Origin of the sequence: Pigmentiphaga kullae, assembly GCF_004216695.1 — a bacterium.
Taxonomy (GTDB): Bacteria; Pseudomonadota; Gammaproteobacteria; order Burkholderiales; family Burkholderiaceae_B; genus Pigmentiphaga; species Pigmentiphaga kullae.
The window spans coordinates 266,843-291,732 of record NZ_SGXC01000004.1; the positions used below are offsets into that span (position 1 = coordinate 266,843).

Genomic DNA, 24,890 nt, shown 5'->3' on the forward strand with positions numbered 1-24,890 from the left:
GTTTCGAAGCAGTGTCCCGGGCGGACCCGGGACCAGCGGAGGGACTTCTTAGAAGTCCATGCCGCCCATACCGCCCATGCCACCCATGCCGCCGGGGGCGGGAGCAGCGGGCTTGTCTTCGACCAGCTCGACCACCGTGGCTTCCGTCGTCAGCAGCAGCGAAGCGACCGACGCGGCGTTCTGCAGGGCGGTGCGGGTGACCTTGGTGGGGTCCAGCACGCCGGCTTCGACCATGTCGCCGTATTCGCCGGTGGCGGCGTTGTAGCCGTAGTTGCCCTTGCCGTTCAGCACGTTGTTGACGATGACGCTGGGCTCGTCGCCGGCGTTGGCGACGATGGTGCGCAGCGGCTCTTCAATGGCGCGCAGGACGATCTTGATGCCGGCGTCCTGGTCGGCGTTGGCACCCTTGGTGTCCTTGATGGCTTGCTTGGCACGCAGCAGGGCCACGCCGCCTCCGGGCACCACGCCTTCTTCCACCGCGGCACGCGTGGCGTGCAGGGCGTCTTCGACGCGAGCCTTCTTTTCCTTCATTTCGACTTCGGTGGCAGCGCCGACCTTGATCACGGCAACACCGCCGGCCAGCTTGGCCACGCGCTCTTGCAGCTTTTCACGGTCGTAGTCCGAGGTCGCTTCTTCGATCTGGGTGCGGATCTGCTTGACGCGGGCCTCGATGGCCTTGCTGTCGCCGGCGCCGTCGATGATCGTGGTGTTTTCCTTGGCCACTTCGATGCGCTTGGCCTGGCCCAGCTCTTGCAGGGTGGCCTTTTCCAGCGACAGGCCGGTCTCTTCCGAGATCACGGTGCCGCCGGTCAGGATGGCGATGTCTTCCAGCATGGCCTTGCGGCGGTCGCCGAAGCCCGGGGCCTTGACGGCGGTGGTCTTCAGGATGCCACGGATGTTGTTGACGACCAGGGTGGCCAGGGCTTCGCCGTCGACGTCTTCAGCGATGATCAGCAGCGGGCGGCTCGACTTGGCGACTTGTTCCAGGACGGGCAGCAGTTCGCGGATGTTGCTGATCTTCTTGTCGTGGATCAGGACGAACGGGTCGTCCAGGGCCGCGACTTGCTTGTCGGGGTTGTTGATGAAGTAGGGCGACAGGTAGCCGCGGTCGAATTGCATGCCTTCGACGACGTCCAGCTCGTTATCCAGCGACTTGCCGTCTTCGACGGTGATGACGCCTTCCTTGCCCACTTTTTCCATCGCGTCGGCGATGATCTGGCCGATCGACGAATCGCTGTTGGCCGAGATCGAGCCGACCTGGGCGATTTCCTTGCTCGACGAGCAGGGCTTGCTGATCTTCTTCAGTTCTTCGATGGCGGCGGCGACGGCCTTGTCGATGCCGCGCTTCAGGTCCATCGGGTTCAGGCCGGCGGTCACGTACTTCTGGCCTTCGTGCACGATGGCCTGGGCCAGCACGGTGGCGGTGGTGGTGCCGTCACCGGCGTTGTCGCTGGTCTTGGAAGCCACTTCCTTGACGAGCTGGGCGCCCAGGTTCTCGAACTTGTCTTTCAGTTCGATTTCCTTGGCGACGGACACGCCGTCCTTGGTGACGGTGGGGGCGCCGAAGGAGCGCTCCAGGACCACGTTGCGGCCCTTGGGACCGAGAGTGACCTTGACGGCGTTGGCGAGGACGTTCACGCCACGGACGACGCGGGCGCGGGCGTCATCACCGAACTGGACTTGTTTGGCAGCCATTTACGAAATTCCTTGGATAATGTGTTGATGCCGGGGGATCGGACAGCGGGCCGCGAGGCTTACTGGATCACCGCCAGGATTTCTTCTTCACGGATGACGAGCAGTTCGTGGCCGTCGACCTTCACGGCCTGGCCGGCGTACTTGCCGAACAGGACCTTGTCGCCGACCTTGACGTCGACCGGCAGCACCTTGCCGTCTTCGGTCTTCTTGCCCGGGCCGACGGCCAGCACTTCACCTTGGTCGGGCTTTTCGGCAGCGCTGTCGGGAATGACGATGCCGGACGCGGTTTTACGCTCGTTGTCCAGGCGCTTGACGATCACGCGATCGTGCAGGGGACGGAGGGCCATACAAACTCCTGATATTCGAAGTTGACGTCTATTTGTCAGAAAAAGAGGCTGGAAAGCCGTACTTGGCCGGCGCCACGCCGTAACGCGGCGCCTCGGCCTGTTGCCGGAGGCCTGGACGCCGCGTGGGCGGCGTTGTTAGCACTCTCTGCAATCGAGTGCTAATTATAGGGATGGCATGGGGGGCTTTCAAGGGGGGTGGGTATTCGGGAGAGCCCTTACCCAGACCTTCTTGTCCCATGGGCATTGCGGTCCAATGTCCCGCCCCGCAAATAAAGCTGGCGGGACATACTTGCCGCCTCACGGATTCAAGGGCACGGAAGGGGCAATGGGGGTCAATTGGTATGAAGGCATGATGCGTTGGGCGCCTCATGTCGATGCGGACGGCCGGGTCTATCCACTGACTCACCTGCATCCTTTCCGGTATGAGTTGACGATCAGCGACCAGGAACGCGTCGAAATCCGCGTGGCATTCGCCATGCACTGTTTCACGCGCGCACGTGCAGAGAGTGGTGGTCCTTCACAGCTTTATAAGGATGAGCGCGAAACGCGCAGCTTCTGTCCCGACCGCTATGCTTTGTCCCCACGATTGCCGACGATTGCGCGTGAATTGGCCACCCGCAGGTGCGGCTACGCAAAGAGTGAGAACTATGTGACGGTAGACGTGCCTGTCGCTGAGGGGAAAGCCGCACTGTATGGCGTATTTCTTAACGTCCTCAGGGTCAAGGATTCAGCCGGTCCGGCTGTGTTGCTGACCATCCAGAGTGCCTATGAACTGGTCTTGGGGCGGCAATTGCCCATGCGGGGTTCCATCAGGTTCACACGGCTGGTTGAATTGACGCTGCAGGGCATCAAGCCCCGGCCCCCCAGGAACTGAAGGGCCAGAAAAAGCGAAGGCCCCCGAAGGGGCCCCGTAGTCTGGCGGTCTGTTGCCTCCGCTTTTGGCGGAACCGCTTGCGCGGCAGTCAACGCTTTTGCCTTTAGGCTCACCAGCTATTACGTCACCGTCATTATTGCTCGAATTCGAGCAGCGGGCAATCGTCCGCGCTGACCTGCCTCGTCTCAGGCCCCGCTGCGCGAGGTCATGCGCGTCGCGGCCGCCAGGAAGCGCGAGAACCAGGATTGCTGGACCGGATGGATGACCGCGCGCAGGGCCCGGCTGTAGTCCAGCGTCAGGCCGGGGGTCCAGGCCATGACCTGGGCGCGCTGGCGCACCTGCGCGGCGATCCACAGTTCAGGCATCAGCAGCGTGCGCAGCACCTGCCGCACGCTGCGGCTGCGCTCGTCCAGCACGCCGTCCAGGGCGGACTCCAGCGCGTACGAGACCGAGCTGGAACAGTTGCGCCGGGTCAGGTTGTAGATTTCCTGCCCGCGGTAGCGCCGCCAGAAGTCCTGGAGCTTCTGGTGGTCGTACCGCTCGAACCTGACCTGCCAGTTCGACGGGCACCAAGCCTTGGACTCGGTCGCGTAGTCGGGCTGGAACTTGCCCGGCACGTCGTTTTCCTTGACCGCCTTCAATAGATTGAAGAACTCGGACGGCGAGCGGTCGATGTCCACCGCGGGGTACAGGCTGATGTAGGTCGACGGCGGGACTTCCATGGCGGCGTGCCCGGTAGAGATTACGCCCTGCACGTCGACGGCGGCGATGTAGCGGTTGAACACCGGCCGCGACACGGTCTTGTCCTTGGCCGAACCTTCCGGGGTCCAGACGTGGACGGTCAGGGGGCCGTCGGGCGCCGGCTGCTGGGCGGGCGGCGGCGCGCCGGCGTTCGTTCCGCGCAGGTCCACGGGCGCCAGCAGGTCGAACATGGACGACTGCTCGCTCAGCTTCCGGGCCAGGGCGGCCACCCGCATGGTGTTGATGCCGGCGACCAGCATGGTGATGCCGATGAAGTACGAGACGGTGCCGGCGTAGTGGGTGGGGTAGGGCTGGAACAGGAACAGGCCGAACAGGACCTGGGCGCCGCCGCCCAGCGCGGACAGGCGCCACCGGTCGTAGCGCAGCACCCAGGCCGAGGCGATCTGGAACACGCCCAGCACGAAGTAGGTCAGGCCCAGGATGATGGCCAGCAGCAGGTTGCTGATGGACCCGCCGGCCAGGATCAGCAGGGCGACCAGCAGGAAGATGCCGCCCTTGAAGGCCAGCACCGCCTTCTGGGCGCCCATGCCGCTGCCGGCGACCGTCAGCGTGACCAGGCTTTCCACCAGCAGCAGCGCGCCGAAGAGCGTCAGCGGGAAGTAGCGCGCGCCGTCCACGCCGTCCAGGGTGATGATCACGCCCAGGGCGGCCCAGACGAAGCCGATGAGCAGCAGCAGATGGATGTTCCTGCGGACGAAGCCGGCGCCGAACAGAAGCAGGGCGAGCTGGATCATGGGTTCCCTTATGCGCCGTGGTGCGGCGTGGGCAGCCGCCAGCTGCCGATGATGAAAGCGCCGTCGGGCCCCATCATGGCCCCCCGGTTCAGGTCGACGACGGTGGTCCACTGGTCGGGCGCGGTCGCCAGGCGGAACGGGAACGGGTGGTCCAGCCCAGGCGTTCCGTCGGCGGCGCGCAGGCGTTCGCGCAGGCCCTGGCGGTCGTCCGGATGGACCTGTCGCAGCACTTCGTCCAACGTTCCGGGGCCGGGGCGGGCGTCGGGCGGCGCGTCCCAGACGATGGTGCCCGAGGCCAGGTCCAGCCGGTACAGGGTCTCGCGGCCGCCGGCGTCGGCCGTGCGCGGGCGCCGGATGCCGCGGGTCAGCACCCGCACGAAGACCTGCAGCATGGCGACCGAGACCAGATAGCACTGGACCAGCAGCAGGGGTTCGCCCGGCAGGAAGCCGCGCAGGAAGAAGGGGCCGCGTCCGGCGTTGGAGTGATAGATGACGATGGCCGCCATGGTCAGCACGGCCAGCGAACCCATGCGGTTGCCGCCGCTGAGCGTCGCCACGGTGGCCAGCGCCAGCGGGATGCAGGCCAGCCCCAGCAGCAGCGGCGCTTCGGACGTGGACGGGCGGTGCACGCCGAACACGTACCAGGTCATGGCCGCCAGCAGCAGCCACGCGGCGATGCCCACGGTACGGCCGATCGGTCCCGGTGGCGCCTCCACCGTGCGAAAACCCATGAATCCCATCAGCACCGAGACGCCGAACAGCACGCCGGTCACGGTGGCCGCCCACCATATCCACGCCAGGTCGGAGACGGCCTCCCACAGGACTTCATGCTTGATCAGCGCCAGTCCCGCGCTGCCGGCCACGGCGGCCAGCGCGCTGACCACGAAGGTGACGGCCACCCAGCCGAGCACCGCGTGCAGGTCGTCCCGGCCCTGGGCATAGCGCTGCGAGAGCCAGGCGATGCCGAGCGTGGAGGCGAGCGACAGGCCGGCGAGCCAGGCCGAGGGGACCAGCGGATGGCCGGTCAGCGCGGACAGTCCGAGGTCGGCGGCGAACAGCGCGGCGACCAGAGCCGCCCAGGCGCCGCGCGGCATGGCGAAGAAGGCGGCGACGGCGACGCCGGCGGGGAACCAGACGAAGGACACCTGGGTGACGGGATCGTCCAGAGAGAACGACAGATAGGCGCAGGCCACATAGAGCGCGGCCCAGAGCGCGAGGCGTCCAAGCAAGCTGGCGAAAGGCATGGCGATTCCCGGTGGTTGTTCTTGTGGCCGTCGAAGCGGCTCTGCCCAGGCGAAAGTATAAGGAAAAAAGATGACACGGCCGTTCAACGGCCGGGGTTCGCCACCTTCTGCAATTCATGGTTGCCGGCCAGCGGGCCCTGGGGACGCGTGCCGTCCGTGTACAGTTGGATGAGCCGTCCCTCGGCCACGAAATACTGCCGTCCGTCCCCGGCCTGGTCCAGGGTGATGCGCGTGCCGTCGGGCTGCCAGGTGAAGCTGCCTTCGACGCGGTCGGCGCGCGGCTGGCGGTCGAGATACTGGGTCTCCAGTTCGTAGCGGCCATCCTGGCGCAGCGTGAGCCGGGTCCGGATGCCCGGGCAGTCGGCGCAGGGAAGCGTGCCTTCGTAGACGCCGTTCCAGTCCAGCGCGTTGCGGGCGTTGTGCCCGTCGACGACGGGGCTGGCGGCCGGCGTGTCGGGTTCCCTGGGAGGCGCGTCGCAGCCGGCGATGAGCACGGCGGCAAGGCACGCGAAGGCGGCGGTTTTCATGATGTCGCTCCGGTTGCCGGCGCTCGCGCGGGGGCGCGGCGCTTTCCGCCAACGGTAGCAGGCGGCCGCCGCCGCGCCGGCAACCGGATGTAAGAGGCCCTAGAACAGCGAGCGCTCCAGCGCGCGGTCCCCGGCGTCGGGGTCCAGCACCGCCTGGTTCCTGCCACGGGACTTGGCGGCATACAGCGCGGCGTCGGCGCGGCTGATCAGTTCTTCCAGCGACGTGCCGGAATGCGGGAAGACCGCGATCCCCGCCGAGGCGCCGACCGTGGGCGAGACGCCCGGATACGGCTCGGACAGCACCGCCACCAGGCTGTTGGCCACGGCTTCGGCGGCGGCGGGGCCGGCGCCGTCCAGCAGCACCATGAATTCGTCGCCGCCGTAGCGCGCGACCACGTCGGAATGGCGCACGGCGTCGGCCATGCGGCGCGCGGCGATCTGCAGCACCGTGTCGCCCGTGCCGTGGCCGTGGACGTCGTTGACGGTCTTGAAATGATCGAGGTCGATGGCCACCAGGGCCAGCGACGCCTGGGACCGCTGCGCGGCCGCGATCGCGCGGCGGGCCAGTTCCGAGAACAGGACCCGGTTGCTCAATCGGGTGAGCGGGTCGTAATAGGCAAGCTGGCGCGCGTGCTCGAGCGTATCGGCGGCATGTTCGATGGCATCGGCCACGGCCGCTGTTTCCTTGAAGTGCGGCGGCGCCACGCCGATGCGATGGCCGGCTCCCAGCGCCAGGGCGGGCTCCACGAGGTTGCCCACCGCCTGTTCGATACGGCGCGCCAACCGATAGGCCAGGCCCAGGCCGAGCAGGATGGCCAGCAGCCCGCCGCCGGCCACCCAGGCCATGGCGCGATAGAGATCGGCCGTGAACGCGGCGGTGGGCGCGCCCACGACGATGGCCCACTGCGTCGTGCCCAGATGGCTGAACGCCGTCAGCACCGGGATGCCTTCCTTGGTCAGGCTGGGCAGCGTGCCTTCATGCTGGCGCTGGACCGCGTCGGCCAGCGACGGCACGGCCCGTTCGCCGACGAAGCGCGCCTCTTCCCGGGTGCGGCCGAGTATGGTCGAGTCGCGGTCGAGCACGGCCGCCACCCAGCCCTCGTCCAGCGTATGCCGGTTCATCAGGGCGCCCAGGCGGTCCGAGCCGATGTCGGCGAACAGCAGGTAGCGGGCCTCCCCCTCGATCGTGACCGGCACGCCCACGATGATGGTGAGCCCGCGTCCTTGCTGCGGCGGCCCCAGCCGGGCCACCATGGGATGGCTGCCGCGGCTGGAGACGTGCGGCAGGTCCGGCAGCCGGGCGCGCGGCTGGAGCGAGCCGGGGCGGGCCGTGGAGGTGTCCAGGATCTCGTTGCCGCGCAGGTCGGTCAGCACGTAGCGATCGATGTCCTGGTATTTGAGCGCCTCGATGGCCCGCAACTGAAACGAGTCCAGGTCGGCGCGCACCAGGTCGCTGGATCCGGCCAGCACGCGCAGGCCGGCACCTATGCCTTCAAGCTCCTGGTCCAGGTCGGCGGCCAGGCTGCGGGCGGTCAGGATGGTGGTTTCGTAGATGCGGGTCTTGCGCAGCGCGTAGGTCTCGTACACCGCGAGGCCGGCGACCAGCGTGGCGGGAAGCGTGCAGACGACGACCAGGGCGAGCAGGCCGATGCGTATCGAGATCGTTCCGCCGCGCCGGGCATGGCCGGCCGGCGTATTGGATAAAGAGGACTGCGCTGGAACGGATGTCATCTGCCATGGAGCGGGACTGCCTGGCCCGCTGCCTTGTTTTTGCCCAGCCTACCATGCGAGGCACCCGCTGCAAATCCGTGCGGGCCTCAGGTGCCCAGGCCGTGCAGCCACAAACGCAGCCCGTCCCACGTGCGGCCGAACCACGATGCCGCCTGCACCGGCTCGAGGGCGATCAACGGCAGGCGCCGGGCCGGTTCGCCGTCCACGCGCACTTCGAGTTCGCCCACGCGCTGTCCCGCCGCCAGCGGCGCGATCAGCGGCGAGGCCGGATGCAGGGTGCGTTCGATCCGTGCGCCCGGGCGCACGGTGATGTAGGTGTCGCGCTGCAAGCCCATCGGCACGGTCGGGCGGGTGCCTTTCCAGACGCGCGGCGAACCGACCGGATCCCCGCCCGCATACAGCCGCACCGTCTCGAAGTTGCGAAAGCCCCATTCCAGCAGTTCGCGGCTCTGCCGGGTGCGGTCGTGGTCGGAGGCGGTGCCGACCACCACCGAGACCAGCCGCCGCTGGACGCCGCCGCTGGCGCGCCGCGCGGTCGCCACGAGGCTGTAGCCGGCCGACTCGGTGTGGCCGGTCTTCATGCCGTCCACGCTGGCGTCCAGCCACAGCAGGCGATTGCGGTTGGGCTGCGTGATGCGGTTGTAGGTGTATTGCCGCGTGGCGTCGTAGGTTCCGGCCAGGTCGGGGAAGTCGCGCACGATCCGGGCCGCCAGCACGGACAGGTCGCGCGCGGTCGAATACGTTTGGGGATCGGGCAGGCCGTGCGGGTTCGAGAAGTGGGTCGAGGCCAGGCCCATTTCCCCGGCCTCCTGGTTCATGCGTGCGACGAAGGCCTCGACCGACCCGGCGACGCCTTCGGCCAGCGCGATCGCCGCGTCGTTGCCCGACTGCACCAGCAGCCCGTACAGCAGCTCGTCGATGGTGGCCTGCCTGCCGGGTTCGAGGAACATGCGGGAGCTGCCCGGCGCCACCTTCCAGGCCCGCGTCGATACCGTGACCCGCGTGTCGCGGGCCACGGCGCGGTCGCGCAGCGCCTGGAACACGACGTAGGCCGTCATCATCTTGGTGAGCGAGGCCGGCTCGATGCGTTTGTCCGGGTCGTGCGCGCCCAGCACCTGGCCGCTGGTCGAATCCAGGAGCAGCCAGGCGCGGGCGGACAGCGACAGCGCAGGAACGGGGACGGCGGCGGGCGAGGGCTGGGCGTGGGCGGCGGCGATGCAGAGGGCGCAGGCCAGCGCCGCCGCCATCTTCGATATGGGCATGTCTTAACGGATGTCGTGAATGGGGGGGCGACCGGCGTCCGCGTTCCATCGGAAATAGGCCATGCGATCGCGCTCTTCAGCCAGGCGCAGCGCCCGCAGCCGCAACAGGTCCTTGCGGCCCACGAGCCCCACCAGCTTTCCGCCGGCGCGGTCGACGATGGGCACGCGCCCCACGCCCGCGAGCGCCATGCGGTCGGCCAACTGGCTGGCGAGTTCGTCCGGATAGGCGACCAGAAGTTCCCGGTCGGCCAGCAGTTCGCCCATGGGCTGGCCGCGGTCTTCCTGTTCGACCGTCCAGGCCAGGCTGTCGGCGCGGGTGACTTCGCCCACCACCACGCCTTGCGCGTCGACCACCGGATAGCTCGTGTGGCGGCGCTCCAGCGTCGTGAAATGCTCCACGGCCTGGCCCACCGTCATCGAGGCCGGCAGCGTCTCCACCTGCCGCGTCATCAGGTCGGCCACCCGCACGAGGTCGAACGGATCCACGTGGTACTCGCGGGTGACGTGATGGCCGCGGCGGGCGATCTTCTCGGTCAGGATGGAGCGCTTGAGCAGCAGCACCGTCACGCCGTAGGCGAAGGCGCAGGCGGTCAGCACGGGCACCATCACGCCGAAGTTGCCGGTCAGCTCCACGGCGAACAGCGTGGCGGTGAGCGGCGCGCGCATGGTGCCGCCCATCATCGCCGCCATGCCCAGCAGGGCCCAGAAGCCGGGGGCGGCATCGGGCATCAGCGGCGTCGCCAGGGCGCCCAGCGCGCCGCCGAAGATCAGCAGCGGGGCCAGCACGCCGCCCGAAGTGCCCGAGCCCAGCGCCACCGCCCAGATGACGACCTTGACCGCCAGCAGGAGCAGCACCGCGTGCAGCGCCAGGTCGCCGGCCAGCAGGTGGCGGATGTTGTCGTAGCCCACTCCCAGGGCTGCCGGTTCGATCAGGCCGCCCAGCCCGATGACGAGACCGCCGATGGCGGGCCACCACATCCAGTGGAGGGGGAGCTTGGCGAAGCCGTCCTCGGCGGCGTAGACCAGCGTCGTCAGCACGCCCGACCCCAGTCCGGCGACGATGCCGAGCGCGGCGAAGGCCGCCACGTGCGCGGCCGAGACATCGACCGAACCGGCATAGGGGAACAGCGGGGCGCCGCCCATGATGAGCGGGCGGACGGCGGCGGCGACCACGGCGGCCACCGCCACCGGCAGGAAGCTGCGGGGCTTCCATTCGAACAGCAGCAGTTCCACCGCCAGCAGCAGCGCGGCCACGGGCGTGCCGAAAATGGCCGTCATGCCCGCCGCGGCGCCGGCCACCAGCAGCGTCTTGCGCTCGGCCGAGCTCATGTGGACCATCTGCGCCAGTAGCGAGCCGATGGCGCCGCCGGTCATGATGATCGGTCCTTCCGCGCCGAACGGGCCGCCGGTGCCGATCGACACGGCCGAGGACAGCGGCTTGAGCACCGCCACCTTGGGCTGGATGCGGCTGCGGCCGATCAGGATGGCTTCCATGGCTTCGGGGATGCCGTGGCCGCGGATCTTCTCGGAACCGTAGCGCGCCATGAAACCGATGATGAGACAGCCCGCCACCGGCACGAACACCGTGGTCCAGCCCAGCGGCGTGCCGGAGATAGGCAGGTCTTCGAGCGACAGGCGGCCGTAGTAGGCCAGGTTGGTGCACAGCGTGATCAGCCGCAGCAGCAGCCATGCGGCGCCGACGCTGCACAGGCCGATGACCGCGGCCAGGGCCATGAGCAGCAGGACTCGACGGTCGGTCGTGAAATCGCCGAGCCGGGAAGCAGGAACGGAATGAGACATGATGAAAGGGGGAAGGGACGAGGCGCCCCGGACATGGGGCGCCATATATATCGTACCACGACATATATTAGAATGCCCGGGTGAAGAAAACCGCTTCCTCGTCGCGCGCCGCGCGATCCAGCCTGTCGACCGCCGACTATGCGCTGCTGGCCGAGTTCCGCTACGCCCTGCGCCGTTTCATCGCGTTCAGCGAAGACGCCGCGCATGCGATCGGCCTGGCGCCGCAGCAGCACCAGGCGCTGCTCGCCATCAAGGGCGCGCCCGGACGCGATGGGTTGTATGTGGGAGAGATCGCCGACCGTCTGCTGATCAGGCCGCATTCGGCCGCCGAGCTGGCCGGGCGGCTGGTGCGCATGGACCTGGTCGCGCGCATGGCGGATCCCGAGGACGGCCGCAAGGTGCGGCTGGTGCTGACGGCGCACGCCGAGCAACTGCTGGAGGAGCTGTCGGCGGCGCACCTGGAGGAATTGCGGGCGATCAAGCCGCTGCTGACGCGGCTGCTCGCACGTTTCGACGACGGCGCGGCGGACTGAACGTTCCCGCCCGTCAACCCTTGGCGGACGCGCGGCGCAGCCGCCGGATGCCGGCGTGCCCCAGGACGAAATCCATGAAGGCCTGGGCCGCCGGCGAAACCGCCACGGTGGCGCGGTGCACGATCGACACTTCGCGCCGCACGACCGGGTCCTGCAAGGGCTTCCAGGCGATGACGCGCCGGTCGGCCAGCGCGGTCGCATAGCCGGGCACGATGCCCACCCCCTGTCCCGCCGACACCAGCCCGATCAGCGTTCCGACGTAGGTCGCCTCGCCCGCCGGATCGAGCGTCATGCCCGCCGCGTTGTAGCCCCGCTCGGCCAGTTCGCGGAACACGCTGCCGCGCGGCAGCGTCAGCACGCGTTCCTGTTCCAGCCGGCGCCAGGACAGGCGCCGCGCGCGGGCGAACGGATGGTCCACCGGAAATATCGCAACCAGCGATTCCTCGAACAACTGTGTGTGCTGCAACTCGGCCTCGGTGCGCCGGAACGTTCCTATGCCGAGGTCGGCCGCGCCGCTGCGGACCTGAGGCAGCACCTCGTCCGGCAGCGAATCCTTCAAGACGAGTTCGATGCCGGGATGGCCGGTCCTGAAGTCGGCGACCAACGGGGGCAGCAGAGTGCCGGACAGCACCAGCGGCGCGGCCACGACCACGCGCCCGCGCTGGTGCGCCACCCATTGGTCGACGTTGGCGATGGCGTGGCCGATGTCGTCCAGGATGCGTTCGGCGCTGGCCAGGAATTCCCGGCCGACGGCGGTGACGCTGACGCTGCGCGTGGTGCGGTCGACCAGTCGCGTGCCCAGTCCCGTCTCCAGTTCGCGGACCAGCAGGCTGAGCGCCGATTGCGTGACGTGCATGGCATGGGCGGCCTTGGTGAAGCTGCCCAGCCGGGAGACCAGCACGAAGGCTTGCAACTGACGCACCGTCAAATTCATGAGATCAGCTCATTTCTGGATAAGAAATATTCGTTTGAATTATAAGTGAGCGAATCGTGTAATACGGCCATCCGTCATGAGAGCGGCCGGGCGGACCGGCCCCAGTCCAGGGAGACACGATGAATCACCGCACATGGCTGGCCGCGTTCTGCGTGGCCGCATCCGCGTGCGTGCCGGCGGCGGCCGGCGCGCAGGACAAGTATCCTTCCCAGCCCATCAGGATCCTGGTCGGCTTTCCTCCGGGCAGTTCCACCGACGTGGGCACGCGCCTGGTCGCCGGCAAACTGGCGGCGGAGCTGGGCCAGAGCGTCGTGGTCGAGAACCGGCCGGGCGCGAGCAGCGACATCGCGGCGCGCGCCGCCGCCAATGCGCCCGCCGACGGCTACACGCTGTTCGTCGTGACCATCGCCAACGCCATCAACTCCAGTTCGCGCAACCCCGACCTGGTCGACGTGGTCAAGAGCTTCGCGCCGGTAGGGCTGGTGGGCAACGTGCCCAATGTGCTGGTCGCCCACCCGTCCCGCAACCTGAAGTCGGTAGACGACCTGATCCGCGCGGCCAAGGCCAGGCCCGGCGGCATCACGTTCGCCTCGTCGGGCAACGGCACCTCGCCGCATCTGGCGGGGGAACTGTTCGCCAGCAAGGCGGGCGTGCAGTTGCTGCACGTGCCCTATCGGGGCAGTTCGCCGGCCATGGCCGATCTCCTGGGCGGCCAGGTCGCCATCATGTTCGCGCCTGCCTCCACCGCGTTGCCGCACATCCAGTCCGGCAAACTGGTGGCGCTGGCGGCGGCCAGCAAGGACCGTATCGCCGCGCTGCCCGACTTGAAGACCTTGTCGGAACTCGGGCTGAAGGACTTCGACACTTCGGTCTGGTTTGGCCTGGCGGCGCCCGAGGGTACGCCCGAGGCGGTCAGGCGGCGGCTGTCGGCGGCCATCCAGTCCGCGCTGGATACGCCTGACCTGCGGGCACAGTTCCGCGCGCAAGGCATCGAACCGTTCAAGGCCGGACCCGAGGAAACCGCCCGCTACATCCGGGCCGAGGTCGACAAATGGGCCGAGGTCATGCAGGCGGCGGGCGTCAAGCTGGAATAGCCCCACGCGGGCCTCATCATCACCACAGGAGCAAGACAAGCATGGCAAGAATCCAACTGGCCGAATGCCGGGAGTTCATGCGCGCGGCGCAGGAAAAGGCGCTGGAGATGGGCGTGCCGGTGTCGATCGCGGTCGTCAGCGCCGAAGGGCACCTGATCGCGCTCGAGCGCATGGACGACGCGGGCTTCATCACCCCGGACACGGCGCGCGCCAAGGCCTATACCGTGGCGGCCTTCCGTTCCATGAGCCCGCGCTTCCAGGACGGACTGCTCATCCAGCAATGGTTCAAAGAGCGCAATCCGCAGATGCTGATCAATGCCTCGGTATTCACCGGCGGCCAGATCGTCGTCTCCGGCGGCTGCGCGCCCGTGTTCAAGGACGACGAGATGGTCGGCGCCTACGGCATCAGCGGCGCGACCTCCGACCAGGACGAAGTCATCGGGCGCTACGCGCGCGAGAAGGCCGGCTGGGCGCACAAGCCCGCCAACGACGACACGCCGGAGGACGTGAAGCGGCACGTCAACGAGATCTACGCCAGGGTGGGGCTGGGCGACCGCGCGTTGTAGACCGGCGCCGCCCGCCGCCTTCAGGTCCGGCGGGCGCGCAGCGCGGCTTGCAGCCCGCCGGGAAGCGCGACCGGCTCGGGCAGGTGCAGCATCAGGTTGAGGTATTTCCACGTCGAGCGCGAATGCTCGATCATCAGTGCCTGCGCGCGTGTTCCTTCCCTGTTTTCGATGGCGTCGACGATGTTGCGGTGCTGCTCCTGCGCGCCGCGCAGGATGTCGCGCACGCCGGCCTCGGCCGACGCGGGAACGTCGGTGAACGAATTGTTGACCGAGAAGGGAATGGCCACCAGCCGCTCGAGCGCCCGGGCCACCATGGGGCTTTGCGCGGCGCCGCAGATCAGCTCATGCAGCCGGTCGTTCAGGACGACGTAGTCGTTCTGGCGCCCGGCGACATCGGACGATCCCACCACCGCATCCAGTTCTTCCAGGCATTCGTGCATGGCCTTGAGGACGCGCGCCGGTGCGCCTTTTTCGGCGGCCATGCGCGCCGCCATGCCCTCCAGCGTGCCGCGGATCGAGATGGCGTCGAACACGTCGTCTTCCGTGAAGCTGGACACCACATAGCCGCCCGAGGGCTGGAGGGAGATCAGTCCTTCCTCGCTGATGCGCTGCATGGCGGCGCGGGCCGGCGTGCGCGACACGCCGAAGGCGTCGACCAGCGCCTGTTCCAGCACCCGGTCGCCGGGTTTGAGCTTGCCTTGAACGATCAGGCCGCGCAGTCCGTAGACGGCTCTTTCGGTTTGCGACAGGTTGGGATCGATGTCCATGTGAGAGCGGGAGGCAGGGAAGCGGCAATTATGGTGCAGAACCTTCATTTTCCGTTGTTCGAATACGTTACGTATACAAAAATAGGGGTTTATGCGTAATTAATAAGCAAAAAATTGTCTTATTTAAATTTTGCGTATACGCTGATTGGAAAGCAAAGAACATGATCCCGTAAAAAAGTTTCCCTATCGTCCGCCAAAGGAGGCGAAATGTTCGTCAAGAATGCCTGGTACGTTGCCGCCTGGGCGAGCGAGGTGGAGGCGGCGCCCTTCTCCCGCACCCTGTGCGGTGTCCCCGTCGTGCTGTTCCGGCATCCGGGCTCGGGCAAGGTGGCCGCGCTGCTCGACCGCTGCTGCCATCGCGGCACACCCCTGCGGTTCGGCCAGGTGGTGCCGGAGGGCCTGGAGTGCGGCTATCACGGCATGGTGTTCGACGCGGCGGGCGCCTGTGTCCGGATTCCTGGCCAGGCCTCGATCCCGCCCAAGGCCAGGGTGCAGTCGTTCCCGGTGGTCGAGCAGGACGAGCTCGTGTGGATATGGCTGGGCGAGCCGGAGCAGGCCGATCCCGCCCGCATCGTCTCCTACCCCTTCCACAACGACCACGCCGCCTGGCCGCACAAGTGCCAGGTCTATCACGTCAAGGCCAGCTCCATGCTGCTGGTGGACAACCTGATGGACCTGACCCACCTGGCCTTCGTCCACAAGAACACCATAGGCGGCAATCCGAAGGCGCATGTCGAGGCCAGCATGACCGTCACGCCCGCCGACGACGGCCTGCATTTCATCCGCTGGCTGATGGACTCCGCGCCGCCCCCCACCTACACCAAGGCGGTGTCCCTGGCCGACCGCATCGACCGGTGGATGGAGTTCCAGTACATCGCGCCAGGCGCGGTACTGCAATGGACCGGCGGCATAGACAGCGGCAAGGGCGCGGTGGAAAACCGCGACCAGCCGGGCTTCTCGCTGCGCATCTTCCACGGGCTGACACCGGAAACCGAGACCACCTGCTTCTATTTCTGGTCGGCGGCCAACGGCTACCGGCAGGACGACCCCGCCGCGACCGACGCGCTGTTCCACGAGATCGACACGGCGTTCCGCGAGGACAAGGCCATCGTCGAAGCCCAGCAGGCCATGTTGATCGACCGCGGCGAACAGGGCCTGATCGACATCGTCTCGGACGCGGCCCGCATCCACATGCGGCGCGCGGTCAAGCGGATGATCGCGGCGGAAAACCAGGCCGAGGCCGGCCACACTCCAGGAGCATGACCATGCACGTATCGCGATCCCTCGTTCTGGCCGCGCTGTTCGCCTGTGGCGCCGCCGCAGCGGCACCGGTGAAGATCGGTTTCCTGTCGACCTTCTCGGGCCCGGGTGCGGCGCTGGGGGCCGACCAGTACGACGGTTTCATGCTGGCCGTGGACCGCGAGAACGGCCGGCTGGGCGGCGTCGAGGTCAAGATCCTGCGCGAGGACGACGAGATGAAGCCGGAAAAGGGCGTGCAGATCGCCCGCCAGTTGCTGGTGCGGGACCAGGTCCCCATCGTGACCGGCATCGTGTTCTCGAACGTCATGATGGCCGTGCACCGGCCCATCACATCGGGCAAGGTCTTCCTGATCGGGTCCAACGCAGGCCCGACGCCCATTACGGGGAAGGGCTGCTCGCCCTTCTTTTTCTCCACGTCGTGGAACAACGACCAGTTGCACGAAGCGGCTGGCGAACTGGTCAACCGGATGGGCTTCAAGCGAGTCTATCTGCTGGCGCCCAACTACCAGGCGGGCAAGGACGCCATGGAGGGCTTCAAGCGCACCTACAAGGGCGAGATCCTGGGCGAGGCGTTCAGCCGGGTGAACCAGCCGGACTATTCGGTGGAGATCTCCAACCTGGCCGCGGCCAGGCCGGATGCGATCTATACGTTCTACCCGGGCGGCATGGGAGTGAACTTCACCAAGCAGTACCAGCAGGCCGGCCTGATGACGAAGATCCCGATGATCTCGGTCTCGACCATCGATGGCTCCACGCTGCCGGCCCTGGGCGAGCTGGCGCTGGGCGCGGTCACGAGTTCGCCCTACGCGCCGGACCTGGACAATGCGGCGAATCGCGAGTTCGTGGATGCCTTTCGCAAGAAATACCGCCGCGAGCCGTCGCTGTATGCTGCCCAGTCCTACGATGCCGCGCGCCTGATCGCCTCGGCGCTGCGGCGCACGGGCGGCAATGTCGACGACAAGGCGGCGTTCCGCGCGGCGTTGAAGGCGGCGGACTTCCAGTCGGTGCGCGGGTACTTCGCGTTCAACACCAACCAGTTCCCGATCTCGCCGTTCTACCGGGTGGACGTGGTCAAGGGGGCGGATGGGAAGGCGGCGCTTTCCGGCAAGGGCGTCATCTTCGAACGCAGCCGCGACTCCTTCGCGCAGGAGTGCCGGATGGATTGAATCGCTCAGCCGGCTGACATTCGCATGTCGTTGACTATCGATCGAAACACTTGTTAACGTAGGCCCGCACGACCCTCGTGCGGCCTTCATCGCACCCCCGCTCTTTCCGCCTTGCCATTCCGCCCAGCCGGCCCACGGCCGTCGACGACGTCTGGAGGTACCGCGGTGAGTTACCTGATCGATCGCCTCAAGTATTTCAGCCGGGTCAAGCAATCGTTCTCCGGCGGCCACGGCGCCGTCGTCAAGGAGGACCGGTCCTGGGAGAACGCCTACCGGGACCGCTGGCAGCACGACAAGATCGTGCGCTCGACCCACGGAGTGAACTGCACCGGCTCCTGTTCGTGGAAGATCTACGTCAAGGGCGGCATCGTTACCTGGGAAACGCAGCAGACCGACTATCCGCGCACCCGGCCGGACATGCCCAACCATGAACCGCGCGGCTGTTCGCGCGGCGCGTCGTACTCCTGGTATCTGTACAGCGCCAACCGCCTGAAGTACCCCATGCTGCGCGGCCGCCTGGCCCGCATGTGGCGCGAGGCGCGCAAGACCATGGCGCCGATGCAGGCCTGGGAACACATCTGTACCACGCCTGAGCTGGCAGCGGAGTACAAGTCCATGCGCGGCATGGGCGGGTTCGTGCGCACGACCTGGGAAGAGGCCAACGAACTGGTGGCCGCCGCCAACGCGTATACCGTCAAGCGCTACGGCCCCGACCGGGTGGTCGGGTTCTCGCCCATCCCGGCGATGTCCATGGTGTCCTTCGCGGCCGGCAGCCGCTATCTTTCGCTGCTGGGCGGCACCATCCTGAGCTTCTACGACTGGTATTGCGACCTGCCGCCATCCAGTCCCCAGACCTGGGGCGAGCAGACCGACGTGGCCGAGTCCGCGGACTGGTTCAACTCCAGCTTCATCATGATGTGGGGCTCGAACGTACCGCAGACGCGCACGCCGGATGCCCACTTCATGGTCGAGGCACGCTACCGCGGCGCCAAGATCGTGTCCATCTTCCCGGACTACGCGGAAGGCTCGAAGTTCGGCGACATCTGGCTGCATCCCAAGCAGGGAACCGACGCCGCGCTGGCGCTGGCGATGGGGCACGTCATCCTCAAGGAATACCACCTGGGCGGCAAGAGCGAGTATTTCCGCGAGTACTGCCGCCGGTACTCCGATATGCCTTTCCTGGTCTGTCTGGAGCGCCACGGCGACCGCTACGTGGCCGGGCGCTTCCTGCGGGCGGCGGACCTGCCCGACGCGCTGGACCAAACCAATCATCCGGATTGGAAGACCGTCGCCATCGACGAACACTCGGGACGGCTGGTCGCGCCGCTGGGTTCGGTGGGCTTCCGCTGGGGCCAGCAAGAGGGCGGCGACCAGGGCAAGTGGAACCTGGAGTCCCGCGACGCCTCGGGCGGCGACGTCAGCCTGCGCCTGTCGCTGGTCGGCAGCCACGACGACGTGGTGCCGGTGGCCTTTCCCTATTTCGGCGGGGCCCGGCACGACTATTTCCAGGGCACCGACCACGACGAGGTCCTGGTGCGCAACATGGCGGCGCGGCGGGTGGCGACGCGCGAGGGCGAGACGCTGGTGGTCACGGTGTACGACCTGCTGATGGCCAACTACGGGCTGGACCGCGGCCTGGGCGGCGGCAACGTCGCGGCGTCCTACGATGACGACGTGCCCGGCACGCCGGCCTGGCAGGAGCGCGTCACCGGCGTGCGGCGCGACGACGTCGTCACGGTGGCGCGCCAGTTCGCCGACAATGCCGACAAGACGCAGGGCCGGTCCATGGTGATCCTGGGCGCGGGCCTGAATCACTGGTACCACATGGACATGGCCTATCGCGGCATCATCAACCTAGTGGTGATGTGCGGCTGCGTGGGCAAGTCGGGCGGGGGCTGGTGCCACTACGTCGGGCAGGAAAAGCTGCGGCCGCAGACGGGCTGGACCACCGTTGCGTTCGGGCTGGACTGGGCCCGCCCGCCGAGGCACATGAACGGCACCTCGTTCTTCTACGCGCACACCGACCAGTGGCGCTACGAGAAACTGAAGGTGCAGGATCTCCTGTCGCCGCTGGCCGACGCGGCGCAGTTCCAGGGCACCATGATCGACTTCAACGTGCGCGCCGAACGCATGGGCTGGCTGCCGTCCGCGCCGCAGTTGCAGACCAATCCGCTCGAGGTCGTCCGGGCCGCGCGCGCGGCCGGACAGGAGCCGGCGGCCTACGTGGTGCAGGCGCTGCGCGAGGGGCGCCTGAAGATGTCCTGCGAGGATCCAGACCATCCCGACAACTTCCCGCGCAACATGTTCGTCTGGCGTTCCAACCTGCTGGGGTCCTCGGGCAAGGGCCACGAGTATTTCCTCAAGCACCTGCTGGGCGCGCGCCACGGGGTGCAGGGCAAGGACCTGGGCGAGACCGGCCAGCAGAAGCCCGACGAAGTCGCCTGGCGCGACGAGGCGCCCCAGGGCAAGCTCGACCTGCTGGTCACGCTGGATTTCCGCATGTCCACCACCTGCATGTATTCCGACGTGGTGCTGCCCACCGCCACCTGGTACGAGAAGAACGATCTGAACACCTCCGACATGCACCCCTTCATCCACCCGCTGTCGGCGGCGGTGGATCCGGTCTGGGAGTCGCGCAGCGACTGGGAGATCTACAAGGGCATCGCCGCGGCCTTCTCGCGCATCGCGCGGGACGAGCTGCCGGCCGCGCAGGACCTGGTGCTGACGCCGCTGCAGCACGACACGCCGGGAGAACTGGGCGACCCCTATGGCGTGCGCGACTGGAAGCGCGGCGAGACCGAGCCCGTGCCGGGCAAGACCATGCCGTCGATGACCGTGGTCGAGCGCAACTATCCCGAGCTGTACCGCCAGTTCACCTCGCTCGGCCCGCTGACGCGCAAGCTGGGCGTGGGCGGCAAGGGCATCTCGTGGAACGCGGACAGCGAGTGCGACCTGCTCGCGCAACTGAACTACGAGGTGGACGAAAGCGGCCTCAGCCACGGGTTGCCGCGCCTCGACACGGACGTCGACGCGGCCGAGGCCATCCTGACCCTGGCCCCCGAAACCAATGGCCAGGTGGCGGTCAAGGCCTGGGAGGCGCTGTCCGCCGTCACGGGGCGCGATCACACCCACCTGGCGGCCCCGCGCGAGCACGAGAAGATCCGCTATCGCGACATTCAGGCGCAGCCGCGCAAGATCATCTCGTCGCCGACGTGGTCGGGTGTGGAGTCCGACCACGTGAGCTACAACGCCGGCTACACCAACGTGCACGAGCTGATTCCCTGGCGCACCCTGACAGGCCGGCAGCAGCTCTACCAGGACCATGCATGGATGCGCGCGTTCGGCGAAGCGATGTGCACCTACCGCCCGCCGGTGGACACCGGTTCCATCCGGCCCATGCTGGATGCCCCGCGCGACAACGGCAATCCGCAACTGGTGCTGAACTTCCTGACCCCGCACCAGAAGTGGGGCATCCATTCGACCTATACTGACAACCTGCTCATGCTGACGCTGTCGCGGGGCGGTCCCATCCTCTGGATGTCCGAGATCGACGCAGCCAAGGCCGGCATTGCCGACAACGACTGGATCGAGGCATACAACGTCAACGGCGCGCTGGTGGCGCGCGCGGTGGTCAGCCAGCGCGTGCCGCAGGGCATGACGATGATGTATCACGCCCAGGAGAAGATCGTGAACACGCCGGGGTCGGAAATCACCGGCACCCGCGGGGGCATCCACAACTCGGTGACGCGGATCGTGCTCAAGCCCACGCACATGATCGGCGGCTACGCCCACCTCTCGTACGGCCTGAACTACTACGGTACGGTGGGTTCGAACCGCGACGAGTTCGTGATCGTTCGCAAGATGGCCCAGGTCGATTGGCTCGACACGCCGGCCGCCGCCCAGGCAACTCGCTAGGCAACGGGAGACGACGATGAAGATCCGCGCGCAGATCGCGATGGTGCTGAACCTGGACAAGTGCATCGGCTGCCATACCTGTTCGGTCACCTGCAAGAACGTCTGGACCTCGCGCCAGGGGGTGGAATATGCCTGGTTCAACAATGTCGAGACCAAGCCCGGGGTCGGTTTTCCCAAGGACTGGGAGAACCAGAAGCGCTGGAACAGCGGCTGGCGCCGTCGCCCGGACGGCAGGATAGAGCCGCGCCAGGGCGGCAAGCTCAAGTTGCTGGCAAATATCTTCGCCAACCCCAATCTGCCCGAGATCGACGACTACTACGAGCCCTTCACCTTCGACTACGACCACCTGCAATCGGCGCCGGAACAGCAGGCCGCGCCCACCGCCCGGCCGCGCTCGCTCATCACCGGGCAGCGCATGGAGAAGATCGAGTGGGGGCCCAACTGGGAAGAGATCCTGGGCGGGGAGTTCTCCAAGCGATCCCAGGACTACAACTTCGAGGACGTCCAGAAAGAGATCTACGGACAGTTCGAGAATACCTTCATGATGTACCTGCCGCGCCTGTGCGAGCACTGCCTGAATCCCAGCTGCGTGGCGAGCTGCCCGTCGGGCTCGATCTACAAGCGCGAGGAGGACGGCGTGGTGCTGGTCGACCAGGACAAGTGCCGCGGCTGGCGCATGTGCGTGTCGGGCTGCCCCTACAAGAAGATCTACTACAACTGGCACAGCGGCAAGGCGGAGAAGTGCATCTTCTGCTATCCGCGCATCGAGGCGGGCCAGCCCACCGTCTGTTCGGAAACCTGCGTGGGGCGGATCCGCTATCTGGGGGTGCTGCTGTACGACGCCGACCGCATCGAGCAGGCGGCGGCGGTCGAGCACGAGAAGGACCTGTACCAGGCGCAGCTGGACGTGTTCCTGGATCCCCACGACCCGGCCGTCGCCGCCCAGGCGCTGGCCGACGGGGTCCCGCAGCCGTGGCTGGACGCGGCGCGCGTGTCCCCGACCTACAAGATGGCGGTGGAGTGGAAGATCGCGTTCCCGCTGCACCCGGAGTACCGCACGCTGCCCATGGTGTGGTACGTGCCGCCGTTGTCGCCCATCCAGTCCGCGGCGAACAGCGGGCAGATCGGCTCCTTCGGCGAGCTGCCTGACGTGAAATCGCTGCGCATCCCGTTGCGCTATCTGGCCAACATGCTGACGGCCGGCGACGAGGCGCCGGTGGCCCTGGCGCTGGAGCGCCTGCTGGCGATGCGGGCCTTCATGCGGGCGCGCACGGTGGACCGGCAGGAGCGGCGCGATATCCTGGACCAGGTCGGGCTGAGCCTGGCCCAGGTCGAGGACATGTACCGCTACCTCGCCATCGCCAACTACGAGGACCGCTTCGTCATTCCCACCGCTCATCGCGAGTACGCCGAGAACGCTTTCGACCTGAAGGGATCCTGCGGCTTTACCTTCGGCGACGGTTGTTCGAACGGCGTCTCGCAGACCTCGCTGTTCGGCGCGCCGCCGCGGGATCGCGCGGAGCAGCCGGTGACGTTCATGGAAGTGCAGCGCAGCCGATGACCTATCCCGTGCTTTCCGCCCTGCTGGCCTATCCCGATGCCGAGATGGTGGCGGCGCTGCCCGAGCTGTGGTCGGCGCTGGCGCCGGCCGATGCCGCCACGCTGGCGCCGCTGTTCGCGATGATGGAGGGCAAGCCCGACCTGATCGCGCTGCAGGAGGAGTACGTGGCGACCTTCGATCGGCGCCCGGCCCACTCGCTGCACCTGTTCGAGCATGTCCACGGCGAATCGCGCGACCGTGGACAGGCCATGGTGAACCTGCGCGAGGAATACCTGCGCCATGGCCTGGAGCCGCGGCCCGGGGAACTGCCGGACTACGTGCCGATGTTCCTGGAGTTCCTGGGCCAGTTGCCCGCGCCGCAGGCCGCGGCCCTGCTGGGCGATGCCATCCACGTGCTGGCCCGCATCGGCGAAAAGCTCGACGCGGCGGGCAGTCCGTATGCCCGTGTCTTCGACGTGCTGCGGCGCCTGACCGACGTCCAGCCCCAGGCTTTGCCCGAGCCGCCCGAGGGCGACCTGGAGGAGGGCATGGTCACGTTCGGGCCCGATGCCGGCCTGACCGAACCGGCCCTGCGCACGCGCGGCCAGCCGCAGCCGGTGCGCTTCCACGCATCCGATCCGCGGCGCGCGGCGAGCGGGCCCAGCAAGGGAGGAAACCATGGGTGACTACCTGCACCACTTCTTCTTCGCCATCTATCCCTACATCGCGCTGGCGATCTTCCTGCTGGGCAGCCTGGCCCGGTTCGAACGCGGGCAGTACACGTGGAAGAGCGATTCCAGCCAGTTGCTCAAGCGCGGTACGCTGCGCTGGGGCAGCAATCTTTTCCACATCGGCATCATCTCGCTCTTCTTCACGCACCTGGTCGGCCTGCTGACTCCGCCCGCCGTCTATCACGCGATGGGCGTTTCCACCGCGTTCAAGCAGACGATGGCGATCGTCGTGGGCGCCATCCTCGGGCTCGTCTGCCTGGCGGGGCTGCTGCTGCTGATCTGGCGGCGCTGGTCCGAGCCGCGCATCGCCGCGACCTCGCGTTTCTCGGACTGGCTGACTTTGGTCTGGATACTGATCGTCCTGGCGCTGGGGCTCCTGTCCATCCTGACCTCGATGCAGCACAAGGACGGCGCGGTCATGATCGCGCTGGGCGAGTGGGCGCAGCGCATCGTGACCTTCCGCGGCGGCGCCGCCGAGGCCATGGCGGGCACGCCCGTCATCTACCACGTGCACATGGTGCTGGGCATGACGCTGTTCGCGATCTTCCCGTTCACGCGGCTGGTGCACGTGTGGAGCGGATTCGGCTCGGTCGCTTACCTGGGGCGCGCCTGGCAGTTGGTGCGGCCGCGCGGATGAGGGGGGACGGCATGATATCGGTCAACGGCGTCGTCATCGACGAGGCGCGCCTGGCGTCGGAGGCCTGGCGTCACCAGGAGGCCGCCGATCCCATGGAAAGCGCCGCGCAGGAACTGGTGCTGCGGGAACTGTTGGTCCAACGGGCTCGCGCGCTGGGCGTCGGTACGGAAGGCGACGAGGCGGTACGGGCGGTACTGGCGGCGGAGGTGCGCACGCCCAGCGCCGACGAGGCCGCCTGCCGCCGTTACTACGACATGCACGGCGAGCGCTTCGTAGTCGACGCGTGGGTCGAGGTCGAACACATCCTGTTCCAGCTGACGCCCCGCATCCGCGCGCCCGCGCTGCGCCATCGGGCCGGCGAGATCCTGCAGGCCCTGGCGCAGGCAGGCCCGGCGGCCTTCGCCGACATGGCGCGGCAATATTCCAACTGCCCCTCGGCCACAGCTGGCGGCGGGCTGGGCACGATACGGCGCGGCGAAACGGTGCCGGAGTTCGAGGCCGAGGTGTTCGCCATGCCTGCGCATACGCTGCGCGAGCGGCTGGTCGAGACCCGGTACGGTTTCCACATCGTTCGTACCGGTGCCCGGGACCCGGGCCGCATGCTGGCTTTCGAGGACGCCCGCGCGCGCATCGCCGAATGGCTGCAGGCCGCCAGCGAGCGCCGCGCCACCCACCAGTACCTGCAATGGCTCGTGGGTCAGGCCGACATCAAGGGGTTGGACATGCAGGGGGCGGATTCGCCGCTGCTGCAATAGCGCGTGGTGCGAACGC

The 24,890-nt window shown here is 67.6% G+C and carries 21 protein-coding genes; 11 read left to right on the forward strand and 10 right to left on the reverse strand.

Annotated elements, in window-relative coordinates; translation table 11 throughout:
* Positions 1 to 48 precede the first annotated feature (48 nt).
* Both groL and groES read right to left on the reverse strand, forming a co-directional pair.
* Entirely contained in the window at positions 49 to 1,695 is a 1,647-nt protein-coding gene (groL, locus tag EV675_RS29315) for a chaperonin GroEL (protein ID WP_124691025.1), read from the reverse strand.
* Between the two features lie 59 nt (positions 1,696 to 1,754).
* The gene (groES, locus tag EV675_RS29320; protein WP_130362195.1) at positions 1,755 to 2,042 is read right to left on the reverse strand and encodes a co-chaperone GroES; all 288 of its coding nucleotides are present in this window, start codon (positions 2,040 to 2,042) and stop codon (positions 1,755 to 1,757) included.
* 325 nt (positions 2,043 to 2,367) lie between these two features.
* On the opposite strand from groES, the gene EV675_RS29325 reads away from it, so the two are divergent.
* Positions 2,368 to 2,916 (forward strand): hypothetical protein, encoded by a 549-nt coding sequence (locus EV675_RS29325; RefSeq protein ID WP_130362196.1) that lies wholly within the window; start codon positions 2,368 to 2,370, stop codon positions 2,914 to 2,916.
* Between the two features lie 185 nt (positions 2,917 to 3,101).
* Here the strand turns inward: EV675_RS29325 and EV675_RS29330 are convergent, their stop codons facing one another.
* From EV675_RS29330 to EV675_RS29355, 6 genes are all read right to left on the reverse strand, one after another.
* Positions 3,102 to 4,412 carry an HdeD family acid-resistance protein gene (locus tag EV675_RS29330; RefSeq protein WP_130362197.1) on the reverse strand — a complete coding sequence of 437 codons (1,311 nt, stop codon included), beginning with the start codon at positions 4,410 to 4,412 and terminating at the stop codon, positions 3,102 to 3,104.
* 8 nt (positions 4,413 to 4,420) lie between these two features.
* Entirely contained in the window at positions 4,421 to 5,656 is a 1,236-nt protein-coding gene (locus EV675_RS29335; RefSeq protein ID WP_130362198.1) for a UbiA prenyltransferase family protein, read from the reverse strand.
* Positions 5,657 to 5,739: 83 nt separating this feature from the next.
* The gene (locus tag EV675_RS29340; RefSeq protein ID WP_130362199.1) at positions 5,740 to 6,183 is read right to left on the reverse strand and encodes a copper resistance protein NlpE; all 444 of its coding nucleotides are present in this window, start codon (positions 6,181 to 6,183) and stop codon (positions 5,740 to 5,742) included.
* A 99-nt stretch (positions 6,184 to 6,282) separates the two neighbouring features.
* Positions 6,283 to 7,914, reverse strand: coding sequence for a sensor domain-containing diguanylate cyclase (locus EV675_RS29345; protein ID WP_130362200.1), 1,632 nt, complete (start codon positions 7,912 to 7,914; stop codon positions 6,283 to 6,285).
* Positions 7,915 to 8,000: 86 nt separating this feature from the next.
* Positions 8,001 to 9,176 (reverse strand): D-alanyl-D-alanine carboxypeptidase family protein, encoded by a 1,176-nt coding sequence (locus EV675_RS29350; protein WP_207222078.1) that lies wholly within the window; start codon positions 9,174 to 9,176, stop codon positions 8,001 to 8,003.
* 3 nt (positions 9,177 to 9,179) lie between these two features.
* A complete protein-coding gene (locus tag EV675_RS29355; protein WP_130362201.1) occupies positions 9,180 to 10,976 on the reverse strand; it encodes a chloride channel protein in 1,797 nt (598 codons plus the stop codon).
* Positions 10,977 to 11,056: 80 nt separating this feature from the next.
* Between EV675_RS29355 and EV675_RS29360 the strand changes: the two genes are divergently transcribed.
* Positions 11,057 to 11,509 (forward strand): MarR family winged helix-turn-helix transcriptional regulator, encoded by a 453-nt coding sequence (locus EV675_RS29360; RefSeq protein WP_242621658.1) that lies wholly within the window; start codon positions 11,057 to 11,059, stop codon positions 11,507 to 11,509.
* Between the two features lie 13 nt (positions 11,510 to 11,522).
* Here EV675_RS29360 and EV675_RS29365 read toward each other — a convergent pair whose 3' ends face one another.
* Entirely contained in the window at positions 11,523 to 12,443 is a 921-nt protein-coding gene (locus tag EV675_RS29365; protein ID WP_130362202.1) for a LysR family transcriptional regulator, read from the reverse strand.
* Positions 12,444 to 12,562: 119 nt separating this feature from the next.
* Between EV675_RS29365 and EV675_RS29370 the strand changes: the two genes are divergently transcribed.
* Positions 12,563 to 13,537, forward strand: coding sequence for a tripartite tricarboxylate transporter substrate binding protein (locus EV675_RS29370; protein ID WP_130362203.1), 975 nt, complete (start codon positions 12,563 to 12,565; stop codon positions 13,535 to 13,537).
* 41 nt (positions 13,538 to 13,578) lie between these two features.
* Positions 13,579 to 14,103, forward strand: a complete 525-nt coding sequence (locus EV675_RS29375) for a GlcG/HbpS family heme-binding protein (RefSeq protein ID WP_130362204.1) — start codon at positions 13,579 to 13,581, stop codon at positions 14,101 to 14,103.
* 20 nt (positions 14,104 to 14,123) lie between these two features.
* On the opposite strand, the gene EV675_RS29380 is transcribed toward EV675_RS29375, so the two are convergent.
* Positions 14,124 to 14,870, reverse strand: coding sequence for a GntR family transcriptional regulator (locus EV675_RS29380; protein WP_165404832.1), 747 nt, complete (start codon positions 14,868 to 14,870; stop codon positions 14,124 to 14,126).
* A 207-nt stretch (positions 14,871 to 15,077) separates the two neighbouring features.
* Between EV675_RS29380 and EV675_RS29385 the strand changes: the two genes are divergently transcribed.
* The 7 genes from EV675_RS29385 to EV675_RS29415 all read left to right on the forward strand — a co-directional run bounded on the left by EV675_RS29385 (position 15,078) and on the right by EV675_RS29415 (position 24,874).
* The gene (locus EV675_RS29385; protein ID WP_130362206.1) at positions 15,078 to 16,133 is read left to right on the forward strand and encodes an aromatic ring-hydroxylating oxygenase subunit alpha; all 1,056 of its coding nucleotides are present in this window, start codon (positions 15,078 to 15,080) and stop codon (positions 16,131 to 16,133) included.
* Positions 16,130 to 17,296, forward strand: coding sequence for an ABC transporter substrate-binding protein (locus tag EV675_RS29390; RefSeq protein WP_130362207.1), 1,167 nt, complete (start codon positions 16,130 to 16,132; stop codon positions 17,294 to 17,296). The genes EV675_RS29385 and EV675_RS29390 overlap by 4 nt, the downstream gene beginning before the upstream one ends.
* A gap of 165 nt (positions 17,297 to 17,461) precedes the next feature.
* Positions 17,462 to 21,211 (forward strand): nitrate reductase subunit alpha, encoded by a 3,750-nt coding sequence (locus EV675_RS29395; RefSeq protein WP_130362208.1) that lies wholly within the window; start codon positions 17,462 to 17,464, stop codon positions 21,209 to 21,211.
* Positions 21,212 to 21,227: 16 nt separating this feature from the next.
* Positions 21,228 to 22,772 carry a nitrate reductase subunit beta gene (gene narH / locus EV675_RS29400; protein WP_130362209.1) on the forward strand — a complete coding sequence of 515 codons (1,545 nt, stop codon included), beginning with the start codon at positions 21,228 to 21,230 and terminating at the stop codon, positions 22,770 to 22,772.
* Positions 22,769 to 23,437, forward strand: a complete 669-nt coding sequence (narJ, locus tag EV675_RS29405; RefSeq protein WP_130362210.1) for a nitrate reductase molybdenum cofactor assembly chaperone — start codon at positions 22,769 to 22,771, stop codon at positions 23,435 to 23,437. The genes narH and narJ overlap by 4 nt, the downstream gene beginning before the upstream one ends.
* Entirely contained in the window at positions 23,430 to 24,119 is a 690-nt protein-coding gene (gene narI / locus EV675_RS29410) for a respiratory nitrate reductase subunit gamma (RefSeq protein WP_130362211.1), read from the forward strand. The genes narJ and narI overlap by 8 nt, the downstream gene beginning before the upstream one ends.
* A gap of 11 nt (positions 24,120 to 24,130) precedes the next feature.
* The gene (locus tag EV675_RS29415) at positions 24,131 to 24,874 is read left to right on the forward strand and encodes a peptidylprolyl isomerase (protein WP_130362212.1); all 744 of its coding nucleotides are present in this window, start codon (positions 24,131 to 24,133) and stop codon (positions 24,872 to 24,874) included.
* Positions 24,875 to 24,890 lie beyond the last annotated feature (16 nt).

Coding starts and splice junctions, on each gene's coding strand:
- narI (WP_130362211.1), top strand. CDS start 23,430: ATGGGTGACTACCTGCACCACTTCTTCTTCGCCATCTATCCCTACATC.
- EV675_RS29365 (WP_130362202.1), bottom strand. CDS start 12,443: ATGAATTTGACGGTGCGTCAGTTGCAAGCCTTCGTGCTGGTCTCCCGG.
- EV675_RS29355 (WP_130362201.1), bottom strand. CDS start 10,976: ATGTCTCATTCCGTTCCTGCTTCCCGGCTCGGCGATTTCACGACCGAC.
- EV675_RS29345 (WP_130362200.1), bottom strand. CDS start 7,914: ATGACATCCGTTCCAGCGCAGTCCTCTTTATCCAATACGCCGGCCGGC.
- EV675_RS29370 (WP_130362203.1), top strand. CDS start 12,563: ATGAATCACCGCACATGGCTGGCCGCGTTCTGCGTGGCCGCATCCGCG.
- EV675_RS29390 (WP_130362207.1), top strand. CDS start 16,130: ATGACCATGCACGTATCGCGATCCCTCGTTCTGGCCGCGCTGTTCGCC.
- EV675_RS29415 (WP_130362212.1), top strand. CDS start 24,131: ATGATATCGGTCAACGGCGTCGTCATCGACGAGGCGCGCCTGGCGTCG.
- narJ (WP_130362210.1), top strand. CDS start 22,769: ATGACCTATCCCGTGCTTTCCGCCCTGCTGGCCTATCCCGATGCCGAG.
- narH (WP_130362209.1), top strand. CDS start 21,228: ATGAAGATCCGCGCGCAGATCGCGATGGTGCTGAACCTGGACAAGTGC.
- EV675_RS29385 (WP_130362206.1), top strand. CDS start 15,078: ATGTTCGTCAAGAATGCCTGGTACGTTGCCGCCTGGGCGAGCGAGGTG.
- EV675_RS29335 (WP_130362198.1), bottom strand. CDS start 5,656: ATGCCTTTCGCCAGCTTGCTTGGACGCCTCGCGCTCTGGGCCGCGCTC.
- EV675_RS29350 (WP_207222078.1), bottom strand. CDS start 9,176: ATGCCCATATCGAAGATGGCGGCGGCGCTGGCCTGCGCCCTCTGCATC.
- EV675_RS29340 (WP_130362199.1), bottom strand. CDS start 6,183: ATGAAAACCGCCGCCTTCGCGTGCCTTGCCGCCGTGCTCATCGCCGGC.
- EV675_RS29380 (WP_165404832.1), bottom strand. CDS start 14,870: ATGGACATCGATCCCAACCTGTCGCAAACCGAAAGAGCCGTCTACGGA.
- EV675_RS29330 (WP_130362197.1), bottom strand. CDS start 4,412: ATGATCCAGCTCGCCCTGCTTCTGTTCGGCGCCGGCTTCGTCCGCAGG.
- EV675_RS29375 (WP_130362204.1), top strand. CDS start 13,579: ATGGCAAGAATCCAACTGGCCGAATGCCGGGAGTTCATGCGCGCGGCG.
- groES (WP_130362195.1), bottom strand. CDS start 2,042: ATGGCCCTCCGTCCCCTGCACGATCGCGTGATCGTCAAGCGCCTGGAC.
- groL (WP_124691025.1), bottom strand. CDS start 1,695: ATGGCTGCCAAACAAGTCCAGTTCGGTGATGACGCCCGCGCCCGCGTC.
- EV675_RS29325 (WP_130362196.1), top strand. CDS start 2,368: ATGGGGGTCAATTGGTATGAAGGCATGATGCGTTGGGCGCCTCATGTC.